The organism is Bradyrhizobium sp. 172 (genome assembly GCF_023101065.1).
GTDB classification, from domain to species: domain Bacteria; phylum Pseudomonadota; class Alphaproteobacteria; order Rhizobiales; family Xanthobacteraceae; genus Bradyrhizobium; species Bradyrhizobium canariense_D.
On sequence record NZ_CP064701.1, the window covers coordinates 3,356,807 to 3,377,082 of the forward strand.

A 20,276-nucleotide genomic window follows, 5' to 3' on the forward strand; every position below is an offset into this window, starting at 1 on the left:
GTGGCGCGAAGCGCCGGATGAGGGGTCTCTCTCCACCGAGAGATTGTTCGATGCGGAGCGAACCCCTCACCCAAACGAGTTTGTTGCGAGCACCTTGGAGCCCTCTCCCGCAAGGGGAGAGGGCGCATCAATGGGCGCCGCCACCGCTGAAACTGCCGGGAGGAATTAACAAAAATGTCCGCCAGATACGAAGAACTCAAAGGCCTCAAAAACCTCGGCCAGAAATATGCCTACACCGACCGCGAAGTGATGCTCTATGCCTACGGCATTGGGCTTGGCGCCGATCCGATGGACGAAAACGAGCTCGCCTTCGTCAACGAGGGCACGCTGACGCCGCGACCGCTCAAGGTGGTGCCGACTTTTGCATCCGTCGCCGCGTGGGGCGCGGGGCCTGGCGAGATGAACCTCAACCGCGTCATGGTGGTGGACGGCGAGCGCGACATCACCTTCCATCAGCCACTACCGGTCGCCGCGCACATCACCGCCGATTCCTCCGTGGTCGAAGTCTACGACAAGGGCAAGGACAAGGGCGTGGTCATCAGCCATCAGACCGTGCTCAAGAACGAGAAGGGCGAGAAGCTGGCAACTCTGGTCGCCTCCCGCTTCGCCCGCGGCGACGGCGGCTTTGGCGGGCCGAACCTGACCCAGCCGGATCCGCACAAGAGCCCGTCCCGCGCACCCGACACGACCATCGACATCGTGACGCGTCCCGACCAGGCGCTGGTCTATCGTCTCTGCGGCGATCGCAACCCGCTGCACTCCGACCCTGAGTTCGCGAAGAAGGCCGGCTTCCCGCGTCCGATCCTGCACGGCATGTGCACGTACGGCATCACCTGCCGCGGCGTGCTCCAGACCTATGCCGATTACGACGCTTCCGCCTTTCGCCAGCACGTCGCGCGGTTCTCCTCGCCGGTCTATCCCGGCGAGACCGTGACCATGGACCTCTGGAAGGACGGCAGCGTGATCTCGTTCGAAGCCAAGGTGAAGTCGCGCGGCGTCACCGTGATCAAGAACGGCAAGACGGTGCTGGGGTGATGATGCCGCTCGACGCGCTCTGAGTTATCTCGTCATACCCGGGCTTGTCCCGGGCATCCACGTTCTTCGCGCGGTTGGCGATCAAGTTCGTGGATGGCCGGGACAAGCCCGGCCATGACGGAGCAAAAAACAAAACAGGGAGACGCCACCATGGGACTACTCGACGGCAAGGTTGCGCTGATCACCGGCGCGGGCGGGGGGCTCGGTGAGGCCTACGCAAAGCTGTTCGCGCGGGAAGGGGCCTCCGTCGTCGTCAACGACCTCGGTGGCCCCCGTGACGGCTCCGGCGCCGACACATCGATGGCGCAGCTCGTGGTGGATGCGATCAAGGCCGAAGGCGGCAAGGCGGTCGCCAACGGCGCCGACATCTCCACCATGGAAGGCGGCCAGTCGGTGTTCGACGACGCCATCAAGCATTTCGGCCGCGCCGACATCCTCGTCAACAATGCCGGCATTCTGCGCGACCAGACCTTCGCCAAGGCGTCTGAGTCCGACTGGGACAAGGTCATCAAGGTGCATCTGAAGGGCACCTTTTGTTGCACCATGCCGGTATTTCGCTGGATGCGGGAAAACGGCGGCGGCGTCATCGTCAACACCTCGTCGACCTCGGGCCTGATCGGCAATTTCGGCCAGAGCAATTACGGCGCGGCCAAGGGCGGCATCTGGGGCCTGTCCAACGTGCTGGCAACCGAGGGCCGCAAATACAACATCCGGATCTGGACGCTTGCGCCGGGCGCGCTGACCCGCATGACCGCAGACCTGCCCCGCTATAAGGAGAACCCCGGCGCGGCGATGGGGCCGGACGGCATCGCGCCGGCCGTGCTATACATGGTCAGCCACTTGTCCGGTGACCAGACCGGCAAGGTGCTGGGCGTGTCCGGGCCCCGCGGCGTGCGCGAGATGCGGATGATGGAAATGGACGGCTGGAAGCCGCCGCACACGGGCTGGAAGGCCCAGGACATCGCCGATCATGCCAAGGAGATATTCTTCTCCGAAGAGCAGATCAAGATGGGGGCGCGGCGGTTTTAGCCATCGACAGAGAGAAACAAGGACAACGATGAAACTTACCGCCGACGCCAAGGGCACCTTCGCAATCGCGCCGACGCCGTTCCACGATGACGGCCGGATCGACGAGCGCTCGATCGACCGCCTGACCGATTTCTACGAGGAGGTCGGCTGCGACGGCGTCACTGTGCTGGGCATCCTCGGTGAGGCCCCGAAGCTCGATGCCGCCGAGGCCGAACAGGTGGCGGTACGCTTCGTCAAGCGCGCCAAGAAGATGCAGGTGATCGTCGGCGTCTCCGCGCCGGGCTTTGCCACCATGCGCTCGCTGGCGAAGGCCTCGATGGATGCGGGCGCGGCCGGCGTCATGATCGCGCCGCCGCCGTCGTTGCGGACCGACGACCAGATCGTCGGCTATTACAAGCAGGCGGCCGAGGCCATCGGCCCCGACGTGCCCTGGGTGCTCCAGGACTATCCGCTGACCTTGTCGGTGGTGTTCACCCCGGCCGTGATCCGCAAGATCGTCACCGACAATCCGAACTGCGTGATGCTCAAGCACGAGGACTGGCCGGGGCTGGAAAAGATCTCGACGCTGCGCAATTTCCAGAAGGACGGCTCGCTGCGGCCGCTTTCGATCCTCTGCGGCAATGGCGGGCTCTTTCTGGACTTCGAGATGGAGCGCGGCGCCGACGGCGCCATGACCGGCTATGCCTTCCCCGAACTCCTGATCGACGTCGTGCGGCTTTCGAAGGAAGGCAAGCGCGACGCCGCCCATGATCTGTTCGACGCACATCTGCCGCTGATCCGCTACGAGCAGCAGCCCGGCGCGGGCCTCGCCGTGCGCAAATACGTGCTGCAGAAGCGCGGCATCATCGCCTCCAGCGCCCAGCGCAAGCCCGGCGCCACCATCACGCCGGCGGCGAAGGCAGAGGTCGAGTACCTGCTGTCGCGCGTCGCCCGCGTCGACAAGCGCGCCAATCTCGGCCCGCAATCCAGCGCCGCAGGTTAATCGAATGGCCGAGGCATCAGCATCACGCCCTGCGTCGACGATCCTCCTGCTGCGCGACGGCGCGAAGGTCGACGGCAAGAGCCGCGACGAAATCGAAGTCTTCATGATGGTCCGCCATCATCAGATCGAGTTCAATTCGGGCGCGCTGGTGTTTCCGGGTGGCAGCGTCGATGCCGGCGATCAGGAGATCGTCAAGCGCTCCGACTTGTATTCAGGCGGCGAGGGCCTGAGCGAAGCGGACCGCGGCTTTCGGATCGCCGCGATCCGTGAGACCTTTGAGGAAAGCGGCATCCTGCTGGCGCGCTCGAAGGACTCGGGCACGCCTGTTGACGCCAAGCGCGCCGGCGAAATCGCCGATGCGCATCGCGTCGCGCTCAACGAGCACAAGATCAGCTTCCTGAGCATTCTGGCCGACAACGGCCTCCAGCTCGCGCTCGATACGCTGGTGCCTTACGCACACTGGATCACGCCCGAGGGGATGCCAAAACGTTTCGACACTTGGTTCTTCCTTGCGGCGGCACCGCCCGACCAGCTCGGCGCGCATGATGGCCGGGAATCGACCGACTCGATCTGGGTCTCGCCACGCGAGGCGGTGGAGGGCGGCGAGAGCGGCCGCTTCAAGCTGCCGTTCCCGACAACGCGCAATCTGATCCGGCTCGCCAAGCAGGGCAGCGTGAGCGCCGCGCTCGAGCACGCCCGCGGCATGTCCGTCATGACGGTGATGCCTGTCATGACCAAGACCGAAACCGGCCGTCAGCTCCGCATTCCCCGCGAGGCCGGCTATGACGGTGAGGTGTTCGAGGTCGGGGCCATCGGCTAGGACACTTCGATACAAAGCGAAGTATCGGCGAGGGCAGACGCGCTAGGTTCCGTCCCTGACAGCGGGATCGAGCGCGCGACATGGACAACCGACAGGGCAATCGGCAGGACAATAATATCGCCGTCGAGCTGGCGCTGCTGCTGGCGCTCGCAACGCTCTGGGGCGGCTCCTACACCTTCATCAAGCTCGGCGTCGCCACCATTCCGCCGATTACGCTGATCGCGGCGCGCACCACGATTGCGGGCCTGCTGCTGCTCGCGATCATGTGGGCGCGGGGCATCAGGATGCCGACGGACGCCGCGACCTGGCAACGCTTCGCCTTCCAGGCCGTGCTCAACAGCGTGATCCCCTGGACATTGATCGCCTGGGGCGAGCGCCATGTCGATGCCGCGCTTGCGACCATCCTCAACTCGGCCGGCCCGATCTTCACCTTCCTGCTCACGGCCGTTGTGACGCGTCACGAGGCGACGACACCGCGAAAGCTGGTCGGGGTGGTTGCCGGCATGGCCGGCATCCTGCTGATCGTCGGCGTCGATGCCTTCCATAATGTTGGAAGCGGCCTCGTCGCGGAGGCCGCTATCGTTGCCGCCACCATCTGCTACGCCTGCGCCGCGATCTTCGGTCGCGGCTTCAAGGGCCTCGATCCCATGGCGCCCGCGGCCGGCTCGTTGCTGGCGGGGGCGGCGGCGCTGCTCCCGGCCTCGCTCATCGTCGAGCAGCCCTGGACGCTGTCGCCCTCGCCGAGTTCCGTGCTGGCGCTGCTCGCGCTGGCGACCTTCTCGACCGCCGCGGCCTTCGTGATCTATTTCCGCCTAATCCAGACCCTGGGCTCGGTCGGCACCACCGCGCAGGCCTATCTCCGCGTGCCGATCGGGGTTGCCATCAGCGTCGCCTTCCTCGGCGAGAGCCTGAGCCGGACCGCCTGGATCGGCCTTGCCTGCGTCGTCCTCGGCGTCGCCGCCATGACCATCCCGGCGCGGCGGCCGGCCGGCGTCAAAACGTCATAAAACCGGGGCAAGGAGGCCGGCAGGGCTTTCAACATTAAGGATATTCGGCGGCCAGACGCATGTTCCCCCGGGACTGCAATACGTCGTATATTGGAGCTCCAATGGCCCGGTCCCCACATCACCAATGTCCGCCGAATTGACGCCGACCCCTGAGAAAAAGCGAACATTCTCGCTCTCCATCGGCCAGCTCACGTTCGGCAGCTTCCTTCTGGTGCTGGCGGTGATCATCGTCACCTCGACCGCGAGCGTGATCGCGATCCGGCACATCGATATGACCTTCGCCGAGCTGCAGCGGCTGCAGAGCGTCGGCGACCTCGCCGAGGACATCGACCGCCGCATGAACGAGCTGCGGCTAGCCGCGCGCGACTTCGTCACCGACCCCGGCGCCGGCATCCAGTTCAAGCAGGTGGGCGAGGCGGCTTCGACGCTCAGTGACATCCTGAAGAAGACCCGCATCGAGCTCGTGCCCGAGCAGCAGGATATGATCGACGGCGTCAGCGAGCGGCTTGCGACCTATCGCAGCGGCCTGGAGCGGATCTCGACCTTGATCGACCGCCGCGCCCAGCTGCTTGCCGGGCTGCCGCCGCTCCGCGACCAGTTCGACGCAGCTGTCTCTGGCACTGCGGACCGAGAGCTGGCGTCCCGCCTGTCGGAAGCGCAGAGCCGGATCGCGCTTGGGTTGCTTGCGCGCAACCCGTCCGCGGCCGAGCAGGCGGCGCAGAGCATGCGGGCGATGGGCGTCACTGATCCCAAGCTCAGATCGGCGGTCAACGAGTACGCCGAGGCGATCATCGCGGTCGCGGTCCGTGAACGGCAGATCGCCGACATCGACCGCGAGGTGCTGGGAACCGAGGGGCGGCTGATCGGCCGCGTCACCGAATTGCTGCGCGAGGTCAGCGCCCGGCGCGGTCACGTGCTGTCGCGCGACTTTGCCCGCACGCTGACGGAGGCGCGCTGGCAGAGCATCGTGCTCGGTACCATCGGTGTGCTGATCGGCATTCTCGCGGCCGGCTTCGTGGTGCGGCGGACGGTCCGTCCGCTCGCCCAGATCGCGCGGTCGATCCGCGCGCTCGCAGCCGGCGAGAAGAACACCTCGATCCCGTCCGCCGACCTCGACAACGAGATCGGCGACATCGCGCGGGCGGCCGAAGTGTTCCGCCGTGCGCTGGAGGAAGCCGACACGGCACGCGAGGCGGCGGTGCGCGCACTGACCGAGCAACGCCTTGCCGAAGAGAGCTACCGGAAACTGTTCGAGGGCTCGGTCGACGGCATCTATGTCACGACGCCGGCCGGCGACCTCCTCAACGCCAATCCGGCGCTGGCGCGGATGATGGGCTATGACAGCCCCAAAGACCTCATCGACAGCATCAACGACATCGCCCACACCATCTACGTCAATCCCGAGGCGCGCGTCGAATATCAGCGACTGATGGCACGCGACGGCATGGTGCGCGAGTTCGAATACCAGGTGCGCCAGCGCGGCGGCGACATCCTCTGGCTGTCCGACAGTGCCACCGGCGTCCGCGACGAGGCGGGCAACATCGTCCGCTACGAGGGCACGCTGCGCGACATCACCGATCAGAAGCGCGCGGAAGACGCCATCGCCGAAGGACGGCGCCTGCTCCAGCAGGTCATCGACACCGTGCCCGCGGTCATCAACGTCAAGGACCGCAACCTGCGCTACGTGCTGATGAACCGTTACATGGCCGGCATCTTCGGAATCGAGCCCGGCGATGCGCTCGGCCGCACCACGGCCGACCTGATGTCGCGCTACGGCGCGGCCAAGTCCGACGAGAGCGACAAGCGCGTGCTGACGCTGCGAAAAGGTCTCGGCTTCTACGAAGAGGAGTACATTGATTCTTCCGGTCACATGCGGCAATGGCTCGTCAACAAGCTGCCGCTGCTCGATGCCGAAGGCGAGATCGAGCGGATCGTCACGGTGGCGCTTGACATCGGCGAGCGCAAGCGCGGCGAGCAGGAGATGCGGAAAGCCAAGGAAGCCGCCGAGACCGCGCTGCGCAATCTGCGCGAGACCCAGGCCTCGCTGATCGAGGCGGAGAAGCTGGCGGCGCTCGGGCGCCTCGTCGCCGGCGTCGCGCACGAGGTCAACAATCCCGTCGGCATCAGCCTCACGGTCGCCTCCGCGCTGGAGCGCAAGACCGCGATGTTCACCGCCGAAGTCGAACGCGGCGAGCTGCGCCGCTCCACGCTCAACGACTTTCTCCATACCAGCCGCGACGCGTCCTCGCAGCTCGTCGCCAATCTCAATCGCGCCGCCGAGCTGATCCAGTCGTTCAAGCAGGTCGCCGCCGACCGCAACTATTCGGACCAGCGCAGCTTCGATCTCGGTGACCTCACCGAGCAGGTGGTGATGAGTCTGCGGCCCGGCCTTCGCAAGCACAATCTGACGCTCAACGTCGAGTGCCAGCCTGATCTGACCATGAACAGCTATCCCGGACCCTACGGCCAGGTGCTGACCAATCTGTTTCTCAACGCGGTGGCGCACGCCTTCCCGGACGGCCGGCCGGGGACCATCGACATCCAGGTGCGCGAGTCCGGCAAGGACAATGTCGAGATCATCTTCTCCGACAATGGCTGCGGCATGTCGCTCGACGTCCGCCGCCGTGCCTTCGATCCGTTCTTCACGACGCGGCGCGACCAGGGCGGCACCGGTCTCGGGCTGCACATCGTCTACAGCATCGTCACGAACAGGCTGGGCGGACGGCTCGATCTGGACTCCGAACCGGGCAGCGGCACACGTATCCAGATCATCCTGCCCCGCGTGGCGCCGCTCGAGCAGGCCGCGGAATAGCTAGCGCGTTTTCGAGCGAAGTGGATGCCGGTCCGCGTGAGCAAAACGCGTCGAAACAACAATTGAGAGCTTTGGTTGATTCAATCAGAACCGAAGCCCTAGTCGACCTCCGCAAGCTTGTGCAGTGTCGCGCCGAAAATCTGGCTGGCCTTGCCGACCAGCGCGGTGCCCGTCATGTCCCCGCGCGTCTCCGTGAACGTGCCGCTGACGCCGATGCCGACCGCGGCAGGCCCGCCGAACAGCGGATTGTCGTCGCCCCGCGGCGAGGTGTGACGCTGGACCAGCACCTCACCCTTGAAGGTGTTGTCCTTCACCGTGTAGCTGCCGGTGTAATAGAGGTACGCATCGCCGCCAAGAATCTTGCCGTCGCGAAAAAGAATCACGCCGCTGCCCTTGCCGACGCGACCATCGAGCAGGTTCACGTGAATCGAATAGAGGCCGTTCTTCATAACGTCCCGAGGCCGGCCGCCATCGCCCAATGGCGTAACCGGTAGAGCATTTATGCCAAAGCGGATGTGCCCACGCAACGCGGGAGTTTGGCCGCCGGCCTTGTGAGCCTGCCGTGAGCCGTAGTTGTCCCGGCTTGTCTATGACACCGCCATGACGGTCTGATCACGAAGCGAGGCCAGTTATTGCCAATCAAGTTGGCCCGCGAAATGCCTAACCATTGTTGCACTGGCCGCGGCGTGCTGGAGCAAGACAAACGTGAGCAACTGGATCGATTCCGGCGGCGAGAAGCCGCGTCTGTACAGTGTGCGTCCCACGATTTGCGAAACACGACAACGGCGGATCGGCGGCGCGGCACGCTGGCGAAGCGTGGCGAGCCTCGGTTGCGCCCTGGCCCTGATCGCACTCGCAGCCCCCTTCGGGCAGGCGCGCGACCGCGGCCAGTTCGTCAACACCCATGCCCCGAATTGAAGGCCTGGTTCGATGGACTGCGAAGCGGCAAGGGGTCTTGCTGCTCCGATGCAGACGACTCGGCGCTCTCGGATACCGACTGGGACGCACCATGGTCTGGCCGATCTACGGCTACATGGGCGTCGCCGTCCGCTGATTCATGCCCGGTAGCATGACTTAGGCGCACCGGGCGGCACGACGACCGGTGAGCCGATGCGGCGCGCGCCTTATCAGGTGTATTTCTTGTCGCGCTCGAGCAGCTCGATGGAGATGCCTTCGGGTCCGCGGATGAAGCAGATGCGCACGCCGGGGCGGATCGTGGTCGGTTCGCGTGTGAATGTGACGCCCTTGGCCTTGATCTCGGCGGCGACGGCGTCGATGTCCTTCACCGTGAGACCGAAATGGTCGAGGCCCTGATGCGGGTGCGGCGGCGGCGGGTTGACCACGTTGTCGCCCTCGAGTGGAGCAATGAAGATCCTTGCGCCTCCAAGATTCACGTCGATCCGTCCGGGCGCTTGCACGATCTCGCCACCAAGGATGTCCCGCAGCCAGGCCGCCGTGGCCTCCGGATCAGGGCTGCGCAGATGGACGTGATCCCAAGTGACGACTGGCATTTCATGGTCTCCCGACGGGTCTTGATGTTGCAGCGCATGTTAGCGGCCTCGGCCGCCGACCGCCACCGCTCTTCCCGACTCGACAGTGCGCGGGAACCTTAGTTCGTCTTCCGGATTAAGGTAAGCAGTGGCGGAATCCGTTGTCGAACGTGCTCCGGCCGCGGGCGGTGAGGCAACCATGAACGCTGGGTTTGACCGCATCGGGTTAGGGCGATTCGCCGGGACCGGCGAACGACTGGCGCGGGCGGTGACGATCGCGAGCGTTTCATTTGGGCGAGGCCTGCTCTGGCTGTTGGCGGCCACCATCGTCGGTTGCGGCATCTGGATGCTGCTCCCTCTTTCCAGAGGCAACGGCGCCGAACCGGTGAGGTCTGACGTGGCAGCGGTGGAGACGGCGCCTTCACGCGATGCGGCCGCCGTGTCGCCGGCTTCCGAAGCTCAGATTCCGACAATGGCAGAACTCGGTCGGATCAGGATTTCATCTCAGACCTGGCGCCGCGGCGGCCTTGGCTCGAAGGCACTGGTGACGCTCACGCTGCGCAACGACAACGACTATGCCGTAAAGGATGTCGAGATCGTCTGCGCTTTTGCGCGGCGCGATGGTAGTCATCTCACCGACCGCAGCCGCGTTCTGGCGGACCCCGTCAGCATGAAGAGCCGCAAGACTTTTGCGCGCATTCCTGTCGGCTTCGTCAACGTCAATGCCGATCAGGCGAAGTGTTCGCTTGTGGCAGCACGCCGGACCTAAGGCCGGCAGTGCCGGGTAGCGGAAAAGTTACTGTCCTGGGGCCTTGGCCAAAAATTTGGCGTCGCCATTTGAACCGAACGGCTGGGCCAGGAACCAATTAAATAATCGCCTGTTAAGGCGGAGAGCCCACGCGGGGATGCGGCGGGCGGAGCGTCGCCCATGCCCATCTTTCGGTATTTCATCTTTGTCGGTGGAGCCTTGCTCGCACTGCTGTTCGCAGCGGACTACGTTCTGCCGACTTCGCCCGTGACACAGGCCATCGCAACCGCAAGCAACGAACAGCCATTGATCCGGATCCGGTCCGATCGCCACCTGCCAGAGCGCGTGGTGCTTGACACCAGTCAGCCGACGCTTGCCGCCCCTGCGGTGAACATCGCCGCCGTCGCGGCTCCCCAGCCGCCCGTGGAGGGCATGTCACCCGCTATGGCCGAGATATCAGCCAAGGCGCGGGTCCGCGAGACGTTCGCCCAATTCACGCCGGCCGCAAAGGCCGACGCCGCTGCGGCCAAGAAGACCGAAACCAAGACGCAAGTTCAGCCGCAGGTTCAGGCGCAGGCCCAGCTTTCTCAGGCCCAGCCCGCTCGGACCCCGGCGCAGCAGCCCAAGCGCAAGGTCGCCAGAACTCATCCGATGCCGCAGCAAGGTGGGCCGATGATGGTGATGGCGCAGCAGCCGCATTTCGGCTTCTTCAACAGCACCTGGTAAGGGCGGGTATGACCCGTCTCGAAGCGGGGTGGAAGGGCTTTTTATTGGCCGGCCTCTCTGCTAATTCAACCCATCCGAACGTCGCCCGGCCTGCTGGCTCGCCAGCAGCGATCTGGGGCGTGTCGGTTGCGGCCCAATCTCTGGGCCAGGGCGCTCGTAGCTCAGCTGGATAGAGCATCGGATTTCGATTCCGAGGGTCGGGAGTTCGAATCTCTCCGAGCGCGCCAATAGTCAGGCCAGAATATTCGGATCTGGCGGGAGGCCGTGAGCCGCCTCTATTTGCCCTGGATCTTCAGCCCGTTGGGACCGACATTGATTTGCAGGCCGTCGGGCTGCTTCTTCGTCTGGTAAAGATTGTAGCCGAGCACGGCTGCCGTGACGACCAAAGCACCGATGACCAGAAACAATAGGTTGCGGCTGATAGACATTTTTTTCTGAACCACTTGGTTGACGGCGAGAAAAACCCCGCGTGTGAACGCGGGGTGCCTTCAGTGCGCCGCCGGCGCACTGCTTGGATAATGCGGTTCGAAGGAACTGGTTCCCTTGAGGCTCGCCGCGTCGGAAAGGCCGGAGCCTATCTGGTCAGCGTGCCGTCGGGCCGGCTTGCCGGCCCCGTGCCAGCGTGTCGGACGGCGCTTCGTGGAAGGTCGCGCGGTAAGCTGCGGAAAACTCCCCCAAATGGTGAAAGCCTTGGGCGCGCGCGCATGTGGTGACGGTGGCGCCGCCGCCTTTGAGAAGGCGAGACCGGGTCGCCCACAATTTTTTCAGGCGAATGTACTGGTGCAGGCTCATGCCACGCACCTTGCTGACGGCGCCGCCAAGCGTCCGGATCGAGACGCCAAACTCGCCGGCGAGCTCGGCGGTATAGATCGGGGCAGTCGGATGTGCTGCGACATAATCGTCGATCCGCTGCACGAGCTTGATCGACCGCTCGCCCTGGACGGAGGCACTCCGGTCTGAGAGCGAATCGATGCGAAACAGATCGTCGAGCGCGAGCAGCAGGCCTTCCTGGAGATGGGCGGCGACCTCGGTCGTTTCGAACAAGGCCGGCTGCACCGACGCGGTTCGCAGAATGTCGAGCAGGAGCTGCCGTGCGTGGAGCAAAGCGGGGCGGTTCGCGCCATAGGTCCGCAAATCGTCCGCCTGATCAAACCAGCCCCGGTCACTCAGGCCGGGTGAGAAGATGATCATCGCATGATGATTGGTCCGCCGCTCGACGAAATGGCATTCATCGCTGCCGCGGAGCGCGATGAAGAAACGCGCGTCCAGATCCATGCCCTTGGAATTGACCTGAAGGTCGTCCGTCATGGGCAGGATCACCATCCCCCCGGGCATACGATAGGCGCCGTCGAGGATGCGCGCGAACGAGCGCATCATGACGATGCGGCAGCCGGGCAGAGAGACGACAGCGCGGGCCGCCGCGAAATTCCGGACGTCGAGCGGAATGCTTCTCGCATCCTCCATCGACTCGATCGGCCGAAACGCATCGACGTCGGCAAAGCCGATCAATTGAAGCGCCGAGGATGGGGCGAGGGCGTCGAACAACATGCGTGCGACCGGCTGCTGCAATATGACAATCAAATGAACGTCGGAACATCGCCATCAATGGCGAAACATCGCGCTTCAGTAAACCGGATTCCGGGCCGTAGTATTGCGGACATCATGGCATGAAGCCCGGCGGATCGATGTCGTCTCAACGATCTCGAGTCATCGGCCGGCTGGAGGCGAGGTCGATGAAATGCAGCCGCGTGCAGGCGGGACAGGCGATGGAGGCAAAGCTCTGCGCCTCCTGTGTCTGTTGCTTCTCAAAATGTGTCTGCACATTCATGCCCGTCTGGGGACATCGAAAAACGATCAAATCGACCATCGTCGGAGAATGACGGCGTGGCGGATTGCGTCTTTGATCTAGATCAGTTTTGGAATGACTCCAGACCAACATCCTTGATCTCGCAAAAGCGAAGGGGCCCCGAAGGGCCCCTTTAGAATCACCAGCGGCGATAGCGTGGTCCGTAATAGCGAGGGCCACCGTAAAAGCGCGGTGCATATCGGGGACCGTAATAGGGCCGCGGGGCGTAGTATCCATAGTAGTTCGGGCGCCAGAAGCAGCGTCCCCAGGCGTCACAGACCATGCGGACCTGCTCGACGTCGGAAACCTGCGGCGTCGCAGGAGCAGGCGCGATGGGCATGGCGGACGCCGCCGATGATGCGACCAACGCACCCAACAGGGACGCGGCGACGAGGCCAATTCTAAGCTTCATGATGTCTTTCTCCGCTTACGCAATACAGGGATATCGAAGTTTGTTCTGATCAAATTGTGGCGGGACCGAAATGTAATGCTGATGAACAGGTCTTCAGCCCAGCCCGCCGCAGGCCTGACCTTTAGCTCCGCCAGACTATCCCAGGTTCGCGCTCTTGACCAATGGCGCGCTTGCTTTGCGCTCCGCAGGACATCGCCGCCATCCTTGATCCCGCGCAATTCGTTGGTGCAGCTTCGTCCCTAATTTTGGCGTCGTGGCCAGCTTTCGAGCATTTCGATGAGCTGGCTCGCGAGGTCGCTTTGGAGCTGTGCAATGGACAAAATGAGAATCGACAAGGGTGACTGGCTGGTCGTGTGCGACGGGCGCAAGGCGCTTATTCTGGAAAACCTCGGCGACGAGATGTTTCCGAACCTCCACACCAGGGAGGTGCACGAACAGCCCAATCCCTCGACCGGTGCGCAAGGGACCGACGCGCCGGGCAGGCTTCACGGCGCGGCCGGTAGCACGCGCAGCTCGGTGGAGCAGACTGATTGGCACGACGAGGCCGAGCGCGCCTTCCTGCGCGGCCTGGCCGGACGGCTCGATGCCGCCGTCAGCTCAGGCGAGACCTCGGCCTTGACCATGGTGGCCTCGCCGCGTGCGCTCGGGATGATTCGCGCCGATTATTCGGATTTGGTGCGCAAGGCACTCCAGGGCGACGTCGGCAAGGACCTCGTCAAACTGCCGGTCTACGAGATCGAGAAGCAATTGCTGCTGTCCGGCGCCGCCAAATAGCGGCCCCCGCAGAGGACGCGCCTGCACCCCTCAGAAGCAGGGGTGCCGACGGCGGTCCTGGCCGACATAGGCGGCTGCGCTCTGGTAGCAATGGTTGGTCGACGGGCCGTCGTAAAAGGCGAACGTCCCGGGCGTGATGCCGGGCCCGTAATTGTGCAGATAGCTGATCGGGTAGGGCAGCGGGTTCGGGTAGTGGCGATGGTACCGGTGGTATCCCCGCGCCTCTGCGAGGCCAGGGGCAAGGATTGCGGCCGACAGGGCTGCAATCGCGGCTACAAGCTTCAACTTGCTCATCTCGAATCTCCGGAACCCGCACGAATAGGTCGGCTGTTTATAGCCAGTTCGGGCGGCCGGAACACCCGTCTGCAGCCCGGAAATCGACGCCAATCCCGCAGATTCCCGGGTGGGTGTGACAGAATTGCCGGTTCTGTGGTCCGGACTTGCCCATATTTGGCCTTTTCGAGATGCTTAACGAATTCCCCACACAAGTATGACCAAAAGGGAATTAGCTCAAGACTCCTGTTGCCGGCTTCTCGGGGTTCATAGACCGGTCCATTCCTGAAGGCTTTCGCCGTCACCTCGCCATGCGCATCACGCTTCTGAGCCTGCTGTTGCTCTCGGTCGTCGCCGCCACGCCGGCGCGGGCCGAACTGCATATTACCCGCGACCACGGCGGCTATGTCGAGGAATACAAGGCCAAGTACAAGCGCGTCCGCGAGAAGGGCGAACGCGTCATCATCGACGGCATCTGCAACTCGGCCTGCACCCTGGTGCTCGGCATCGTGCCAATGAACAAGATCTGCGTGACGCCGCGCGCCAGCCTCGGCTTCCACCAGGCTTACTACGACAAGGCCTTCACTTTCGGCATCAAGGTCACCAGCGCGGAGGGGACGTCCGACCTGATGGCCTACTACCCCGACACGGTGAAGGACTGGATTCGCCGCAATGGCGGGCTCACCACCGACATGAAAAAGATCAAGAACGGCGTCGAGCTCTGGAAGATCATCGATCCCTGTCCGGACGAATGGTGAGCGGCTGAGCCGTCCGGTCCGTCGCAGCGCAGCATCGTCCGGACGAATTTGGCCGAAATTCGCATTGCCGCATTGGCCCCCGGTGGGGCAATGAGGCGGCAATGAATCATAATCAAGAAGCCCTGACCGCCCGCGCCGCGCCGATCCTGTTCGTCCTGCTTTGGAGCACGGGCTTCATCGGCACCAAATACGTCGTCAACAATGCCGATCCTTTGACCTACCTCGCCATCCGCATGGCGTTCGTGGTCGGTCTGATGGCGATCATCGTCGCGATCGCGCGACCGAAATGGCCGGACCGGATCGGCATCGCGCACAGCGCCGTCGCCGGCATTCTCGTCCATGGCTTCTATCTCGGCGGCACCGCAATCGCGATCGCGCACTCGATTCCGGCCGGGCTCTCCGCGCTCATTCCGGGCCTTCAGCCGATCCTGACCTCGACCATCGCCAACCGCTGGCTCGGGGAGAAGGTGACGCCGGTGCAATGGGCGGGGCTCGTCCTTGGCCTCGGTGGCGTCGTGCTGATCCTGCACGGCCGCCCCATGACCGGCGAAGCCGGGCTCGGCTGGCTCGCCTCCGTCGTCTCGCTGATCAGCATCACGCTCGGCACGCTCTATCAGCGCCGCTACTGCAATCACATCGACTGGCGCGCCGGCAATCTCGTGCAGTACGTGTCCGTCACGATCTTCTTCGCGATTGGTGCGTTCCTGTTCGAGGACCGCGTGGTGCACTGGACGCGCGAGTTCATGCTCGCGCTGGCCTGGCTCGCCGTGGCGCTTTCGATCGGTTCGATCGGACTGCTGTACTGGCTGATCCGCCACGCCGCCGCCACGTCGGTTGCAAGCCTGTTCTATCTAGTGCCCGCCGTGACGGCGCTGATGGCTTATCTGCTGTTCGGAGAAAAGCTCGATGCGCTGGCGATCGCGGGCATGGTGATGTGCGCGGCCGCGGTGTTCGTCGTCAACCGACGCTTCTAGGGTTGGCGGGCCAAGCCGCTCGAATACATCCCTGACGTGCGCGGCAAGATCGTGCTACGGTCCGCGCATTTCAGTGCCTCTTTCACAGGTGATTTTGCATGAAGAAGGCGAGACGCGCATTGCTTGGCAGGTCCCTGAAGCCAGTCCGGATTGCCTGCATTAATTATGCAGAGGAGATGATGAGCGAGCAGGTGATGGCGCGGCTCACGGCCGCGCTGCAGAAATGCTATGACGAGCACTTCCTGCCGGTCTGGGGCTACCCCGTCGATCTCGACGTTACCCGCAAGCCGAAGCCCACTGACTGGCAGTTGGTCTATTTCGACGATGCGACCCACAAGAATTTCCTCGGGCGGCATGAATTGACGCATCGGGGTCAACCGATCTCGAAGATCTTCCTCAAGGCGCTGTCCAACGACGATCCGGTCAGTCTGGCAGCCTCGCATGAGTTGTTCGAGATGGTGCTCGACCCTATGGCCAATCTGTGGGCCGACAAGACCCGGCACACCCAATATGCCTACGAGGTCTGCGATGCAGTGGAAGAGGACGCCTTCGTCGTCAACGATCTCCCGATGTCGAACTTCGTTTATCCGTCCTGGTTCGAACCCTTCAAGCATCCCCGCGGCACGAAGTTCGACCACTTGGGATTGCTCAAGGAGCCGTTCTCGATGACCGAGGGCGGCTACGTCATAAAAAAGGTGAACGGCAGGAGATTGATCAAGCAGTTCGGCTCGCCCGAGAAGCGCCGGCGCTTCAACGCCGAGGACCGGCGCGGCCATCGCAGCGAATTTCGCGATCCGCAAGGCGAGCATCACCCGGGCCGTCGCGCAGCCAAGCGGCGAGGGTAGAGTATCGCTGGAGCCGTCTCCGGGCGCGTCCGCCCCCGGAGACCTGAGCGTTGCGATCAGCGCTTGGCCTTCGTGGCCTTCTTTTTCGACTCGCCAGCTTTCTTGGTGGCCTTCTTTGCTGTTTTCTTGGCCGCCTTCTTCGACGACTTCTTTGCAGCTTTCTTCGAAGTCTTCTTGGTGGCCTTCGAAGTTTTCTTCGGAGCTTTCTTGGCTTTCTTCTTGGAAGCCTTCTTCGGCGCTACCTTCTTCGCAGCCTTCTTGGCGGCTTTCCTGACCTGCTTCACCGCAGTGACAGCGGCGTCCTTGGTCGCTTCCACGGCGGTGGTGATCGTGTCCATCGCCTGTTCGGTGATCGGCTTGTCGTCGTCCATATCGTCCCCCACGGTTTGCACGGAGCGGCGACGATAGCGCGTTTCATGATTGTGTCAAAGCAACGCTCAACCTTTGCGGATCTTTGCGTAGGCGGCGAGCGCGCGCTCTCGTCCCTTGGCATGATCGACGATCGGATGCGGATAGCTCTTGCCCAGCGTGACGCCGGCGCTCGCAAGCTCGATCGGTGTCGCCTGCCAGGGCTGATGGATCAGCTCGGGTGGCACATCCTTCAACTCGGGCACCCAGCGTCGCACATAGGCTCCATCCGGGTCGAACTTCTCGCCCTGGAGCACCGGATTGAACACGCGGAAATAGGGCGCCGCGTCGGCGCCGCAGCCCGCGACCCACTGCCAGTTGGCGGGATTGCTGCCGGCATCCGCATCGACCAGCGTGTCCCAGAACCAGCTTTCGCCGGCGCGCCAGTCGATCAGGAGGTGCTTGACTAGGAACGAGGCGACCACCATTCGGACCCGGTTGTGCATCACGCCAGTGTGCCAGAGTTCGCGCAGGCCGGCGTCGACGATGGGATAGCCGGTGCGGCCGCGCTGCCAGGCGGCGAGCGCCTTGGCGTCGGGCTTCCATGGGAAGCCGTCGAAATTCGCTTGCAGGTTTTCGGAGGCAAGGTTGGGATGGTCGTGCAGCAGGTGCCGGCAGAACTCACGCCAGCCGAGCTCGCTCAGGAACTTGTCGACGCCGGGTCCGATCGCGGGATTTTCCGCCGCGGCGAACCGCGCGGCGTGCCAGACCTGGCGCGGGCTGAGCTCGCCGAATCTCAAATGCGGTGACAGATGTGAGGTGCCCTCGCGGTCCGGGCGGTCGCGATCGCCGACATAGCCTTGTGCGGTGTGCTTGAGGAAGTCGCGCAGGCGAGCGCGGGCGGAAGCTTCGCCCGGGGTCCATGTCTCGCGCAGGCCGCCGGCCCAATCTGGCTTGCCAGGCTCGAGCTTCCAGGTTTCCAGCGTGTCACTGGTGACCGTCGGCGCAGGACGCAGGTCCTTCGGCGCCGGCAGGGGCTTTGGCGGATCGCCGAGCGCCAGCACGCGCCGCCAGAATGGCGTGAACACGCGCAAGCCGTGGCCTTCCTTGTTGCGGATTACCGCTGGCGGAACGAGCAGGTCGCCGGGGAAACATTGCGAGTCCACGCCGATCTTTGCCAGCGCGGATTCGAGCTGCCGCTCAACCGCCTGATGCGGCGCCTGTGCGATCCCGTTCCAGTGGACCGTGCGGGCTCCGCTCTCACGCGCCACCTCCGCGATCACCCTGGCTGCCGGCCCCTTGCGCAGGATCAGCGATCCGCCGCGCGTGGCAATGTCGGCGTCGAGCGCCCGCAGCGACTGCGCCAGCCACCAGCGCGCCGCGGCGCCCGGCGCTCGCCCGGCCGAGTCGTCCAACACATAGAGGCAGATCACCGGCGCGCCGGTCTGCGCAGCAGCCTTGGCAGCAGCGTGGAGGGCGGGATGGTCGGACAGGCGGAGGTCGTCGCGAAACCAGACGACGATGGGCGGAGCGCTTGGCGTGGTCAGGGTGTCCTCGTTTACCATTTGGAAAGCATTGGCGTCCGGCGATTGGAACCGCCGTTAATGCGACCGTAAGCCGATTGCACGAACATGCAGGAATTACAGGAGTCATTCCATTCATGTACGGACGAGCGACGGCGAAGTTTCTGCCGCAATTCAAACTTGGCACCAAGGCGCTCCTGTGCGCGGTGCTGCTGATCGCCATGAATACGGCGCTCGTGGTTGGCGCCGGCTATTGGTCGCTTAGCTCCGCTTTCAACGATCGCGCGCTCCGCGACATCGAGGTTAGCCTGCGGACGCTGGCGCTGGCCTTTGCCGAGATCGTTCCCGATGCGAAGATCACGATGCGGGATGGCGCGGTGGCGCGCGCCGAGATTCCCAAGATGCCGGACTTTAGGGATCACGCCATCGTCGATCGCGCGGTGTCCTATGTCGGCGGTAACGCGACCCTGTTCGTGTTCGACGATGCGAGCGGGCAGTTCGTGCGGCGCTCGACCAACGTGAAGAAGGAAAACGGCGACCGCGCCGTCGGGACCCAGCTTGCCGCCGATCATCCGGCGCAGGCGCTGCTGCGTCGTGGCGAGGCCTACAAGGGCCCGGCCACCCTGTTCGGCAAGTCCTTTATGACCGCCTATTTCCCGGTCGCCGACGCCAGCGGCAAGGTCGCCGGCATCCTCTATGTCGGCATCCCGATGGCGCAGTTCGAGAGCATGCTAACCCAGACGATCGAAAGCATGGCGGCCGCCGCCGGCCTCGCCGCGCTGCTGGTGCTGGTCCTGACCTTGCTGGTCGTCCGCCGTGTCACCAAGCCGCTCACCTCGGTGACGCGCTCGCTGACGGCACTCGCCGAAGGTCAAAGCGACGTCGAGATCGATTGCGAGAATCGCGCCGACGAGATCGGCGAGATCGCCCGTACGGTCGCTGTGTTCAGGAGCAATTCGCAGGAGCGGGCGCGGATGCGCAGCGAGCAGGCGGCGGCTTCGGCTGCGGCCGCCGAGCAGCGCAAATCCGAGCTGCGCAATTTCGTCGAGGAGTTCCGTGGCGGTGTTGGCGGCATTCTCGACAAGGTGCTGACATCGTCAGGCGAATTCGAACGGACGGCGCGGCAGCTCACCGACACCGCGCGCTCCACCGCCGATCTGTCGGCGCGGTCGGCGGGAGCTTCCGAAAATGCCTCCGAGCACGTGCGTTCGGCGGCGTCGGCCTCGGACGAGCTGTCGCAATCGATCTCCGAAATCACCCGGCGGGTGCAGGAATCGAACGTCATTTCCGCTGAGGCCGTGCGGCAGGCCGAGGCGACCGATCAGCGCATCGCGCAGCTCTCCGAGGCGGGCGCGCGCATCGGCGATGTCGTCAAGCTGATCACCTCGATCGCCGAGCAGACCAACCTGCTGGCGCTGAACGCGACCATCGAAGCCGCGCGCGCGGGCGATGCCGGCCGCGGTTTTGCGGTGGTGGCCCAGGAGGTCAAGACGCTCGCCGGCCAGACTGCCAAGGCAACCGACGAGATCTCGAACCAGATCGCCAGCATGCAGCTTGCGACCGAGGAATCGGTTGTCGCCATCAAGGCGATCAGCCAGACCATCGAGCGCATCAGCGGCATCGCGGGCTCGATCTCGGCGGCGGTCGAGCAGCAGAAGAGCGCGACCCAAAACATCGTCGCCAGCGTTCGCGCGGCGGTATCGGGCACGGCCGATGTCGCCGTCAACGTCCGTCAGGCCGCCGAGGGTGCGAACGAGACCGGTGAGACGTCCAGCCGGATGTTTGCTTCCGCTCAGGCGTTGTCGGGCGAGAGCCTGCATCTGAAGGCCGAGGTCGAGGGCTTCCTCGAACGCGTGCGCGCGGCGTAAGAGCTA

The 20,276-nt window shown here is 64.2% G+C and carries 21 protein-coding genes, 1 tRNA gene and 1 pseudogene; 15 read left to right on the forward strand and 8 right to left on the reverse strand.

All coding sequences use genetic code 11. The features are described from left to right. The first annotated feature begins 174 nt into the window (after positions 1 to 174). The 6 genes from IVB07_RS16125 to IVB07_RS16150 all read left to right on the forward strand — a co-directional run bounded on the left by IVB07_RS16125 (position 175) and on the right by IVB07_RS16150 (position 7,685). The gene (locus IVB07_RS16125; RefSeq protein ID WP_247362408.1) at positions 175 to 1,035 is read left to right on the forward strand and encodes a MaoC family dehydratase; all 861 of its coding nucleotides are present in this window, start codon (positions 175 to 177) and stop codon (positions 1,033 to 1,035) included. Between the two features lie 150 nt (positions 1,036 to 1,185). Continuing rightward, positions 1,186 to 2,064, forward strand: coding sequence for an SDR family oxidoreductase (locus IVB07_RS16130; protein ID WP_247362410.1), 879 nt, complete (start codon positions 1,186 to 1,188; stop codon positions 2,062 to 2,064). A 28-nt stretch (positions 2,065 to 2,092) separates the two neighbouring features. Further along, positions 2,093 to 3,046, forward strand: a complete 954-nt coding sequence (locus IVB07_RS16135) for a dihydrodipicolinate synthase family protein (RefSeq protein ID WP_085384246.1) — start codon at positions 2,093 to 2,095, stop codon at positions 3,044 to 3,046. 4 nt (positions 3,047 to 3,050) lie between these two features. After that, positions 3,051 to 3,866: an NUDIX hydrolase gene (locus tag IVB07_RS16140; protein WP_247362412.1), complete on the forward strand. Its 816-nt coding sequence runs from the start codon at positions 3,051 to 3,053 to the stop codon at positions 3,864 to 3,866. An 80-nt stretch (positions 3,867 to 3,946) separates the two neighbouring features. Further along, a complete protein-coding gene (locus IVB07_RS16145; protein ID WP_247362414.1) occupies positions 3,947 to 4,873 on the forward strand; it encodes an EamA family transporter in 927 nt (308 codons plus the stop codon). A gap of 124 nt (positions 4,874 to 4,997) precedes the next feature. Continuing rightward, positions 4,998 to 7,685, forward strand: a complete 2,688-nt coding sequence (locus tag IVB07_RS16150) for a PAS domain S-box protein (RefSeq protein ID WP_247362416.1) — start codon at positions 4,998 to 5,000, stop codon at positions 7,683 to 7,685. Positions 7,686 to 7,783: 98 nt separating this feature from the next. Here the strand turns inward: IVB07_RS16150 and IVB07_RS16155 are convergent, their stop codons facing one another. After that, positions 7,784 to 8,134 (reverse strand): GrlR family regulatory protein, encoded by a 351-nt coding sequence (locus IVB07_RS16155; RefSeq protein ID WP_018455289.1) that lies wholly within the window; start codon positions 8,132 to 8,134, stop codon positions 7,784 to 7,786. Positions 8,135 to 8,390: 256 nt separating this feature from the next. On the opposite strand from IVB07_RS16155, the pseudogene IVB07_RS16160 reads away from it, so the two are divergent. Beyond that, a pseudogene (locus IVB07_RS16160) lies at positions 8,391 to 8,739 on the forward strand (hypothetical protein). A 73-nt stretch (positions 8,740 to 8,812) separates the two neighbouring features. Here the strand turns inward: IVB07_RS16160 and IVB07_RS16165 are convergent. Continuing rightward, positions 8,813 to 9,196, reverse strand: a complete 384-nt coding sequence (locus IVB07_RS16165) for a VOC family protein (protein WP_085351313.1) — start codon at positions 9,194 to 9,196, stop codon at positions 8,813 to 8,815. Positions 9,197 to 9,374: 178 nt separating this feature from the next. On the opposite strand from IVB07_RS16165, the gene IVB07_RS16170 reads away from it, so the two are divergent. The 3 genes from IVB07_RS16170 to IVB07_RS16180 all read left to right on the forward strand — a co-directional run bounded on the left by IVB07_RS16170 (position 9,375) and on the right by IVB07_RS16180 (position 10,876). After that, positions 9,375 to 9,944: a hypothetical protein gene (locus IVB07_RS16170; RefSeq protein WP_247362418.1), complete on the forward strand. Its 570-nt coding sequence runs from the start codon at positions 9,375 to 9,377 to the stop codon at positions 9,942 to 9,944. Between the two features lie 159 nt (positions 9,945 to 10,103). Continuing rightward, positions 10,104 to 10,649 (forward strand): hypothetical protein, encoded by a 546-nt coding sequence (locus IVB07_RS16175; protein ID WP_247362420.1) that lies wholly within the window; start codon positions 10,104 to 10,106, stop codon positions 10,647 to 10,649. Positions 10,650 to 10,799: 150 nt separating this feature from the next. Then, positions 10,800 to 10,876 (forward strand) — tRNA-Arg (locus tag IVB07_RS16180). Positions 10,877 to 10,924: 48 nt separating this feature from the next. Here IVB07_RS16180 and IVB07_RS16185 read toward each other — a convergent pair. From IVB07_RS16185 to IVB07_RS16195, 3 genes are all read right to left on the reverse strand, one after another. Next, positions 10,925 to 11,077 (reverse strand): hypothetical protein, encoded by a 153-nt coding sequence (locus IVB07_RS16185; protein ID WP_247362422.1) that lies wholly within the window; start codon positions 11,075 to 11,077, stop codon positions 10,925 to 10,927. A 154-nt stretch (positions 11,078 to 11,231) separates the two neighbouring features. Continuing rightward, a complete protein-coding gene (locus IVB07_RS16190) occupies positions 11,232 to 12,197 on the reverse strand; it encodes an AraC family transcriptional regulator (RefSeq protein WP_247362424.1) in 966 nt (321 codons plus the stop codon). A 437-nt stretch (positions 12,198 to 12,634) separates the two neighbouring features. Then, positions 12,635 to 12,907, reverse strand: coding sequence for a hypothetical protein (locus IVB07_RS16195; RefSeq protein WP_247362426.1), 273 nt, complete (start codon positions 12,905 to 12,907; stop codon positions 12,635 to 12,637). A gap of 312 nt (positions 12,908 to 13,219) precedes the next feature. Here IVB07_RS16195 and IVB07_RS16200 point away from each other — a divergent pair, with 312 nt between their 5' ends. Then, on the forward strand, positions 13,220 to 13,681 hold the full coding sequence (locus IVB07_RS16200; RefSeq protein WP_247362429.1) for a host attachment protein: 462 nt from the start codon (positions 13,220 to 13,222) through the stop codon (positions 13,679 to 13,681). A gap of 30 nt (positions 13,682 to 13,711) precedes the next feature. Here the strand turns inward: IVB07_RS16200 and IVB07_RS16205 are convergent, their stop codons facing one another. Then, a complete protein-coding gene (locus IVB07_RS16205) occupies positions 13,712 to 13,975 on the reverse strand; it encodes a hypothetical protein (protein WP_247362432.1) in 264 nt (87 codons plus the stop codon). Between the two features lie 290 nt (positions 13,976 to 14,265). Here IVB07_RS16205 and IVB07_RS16210 point away from each other — a divergent pair, with 290 nt between their 5' ends. The 3 genes from IVB07_RS16210 to IVB07_RS16220 all read left to right on the forward strand — a co-directional run bounded on the left by IVB07_RS16210 (position 14,266) and on the right by IVB07_RS16220 (position 16,531). After that, positions 14,266 to 14,712: a hypothetical protein gene (locus IVB07_RS16210; protein ID WP_007603109.1), complete on the forward strand. Its 447-nt coding sequence runs from the start codon at positions 14,266 to 14,268 to the stop codon at positions 14,710 to 14,712. A gap of 101 nt (positions 14,713 to 14,813) precedes the next feature. Continuing rightward, entirely contained in the window at positions 14,814 to 15,686 is an 873-nt protein-coding gene (locus IVB07_RS16215; RefSeq protein WP_247361829.1) for a DMT family transporter, read from the forward strand. Between the two features lie 98 nt (positions 15,687 to 15,784). Then, the gene (locus tag IVB07_RS16220; protein ID WP_247767745.1) at positions 15,785 to 16,531 is read left to right on the forward strand and encodes a hypothetical protein; all 747 of its coding nucleotides are present in this window, start codon (positions 15,785 to 15,787) and stop codon (positions 16,529 to 16,531) included. 56 nt (positions 16,532 to 16,587) lie between these two features. Here the strand turns inward: IVB07_RS16220 and IVB07_RS16225 are convergent, their stop codons facing one another. Together IVB07_RS16225 and IVB07_RS16230 are read right to left on the reverse strand one after the other, a co-directional pair. Beyond that, a complete protein-coding gene (locus IVB07_RS16225; protein ID WP_247362436.1) occupies positions 16,588 to 16,902 on the reverse strand; it encodes a histone in 315 nt (104 codons plus the stop codon). A 66-nt stretch (positions 16,903 to 16,968) separates the two neighbouring features. Next, entirely contained in the window at positions 16,969 to 18,444 is a 1,476-nt protein-coding gene (locus tag IVB07_RS16230) for a deoxyribodipyrimidine photo-lyase (RefSeq protein ID WP_247362438.1), read from the reverse strand. 95 nt (positions 18,445 to 18,539) lie between these two features. On the opposite strand from IVB07_RS16230, the gene IVB07_RS16235 reads away from it, so the two are divergent. Next, positions 18,540 to 20,270, forward strand: coding sequence for a Cache 3/Cache 2 fusion domain-containing protein (locus tag IVB07_RS16235; RefSeq protein WP_247362440.1), 1,731 nt, complete (start codon positions 18,540 to 18,542; stop codon positions 20,268 to 20,270). Positions 20,271 to 20,276 lie beyond the last annotated feature (6 nt).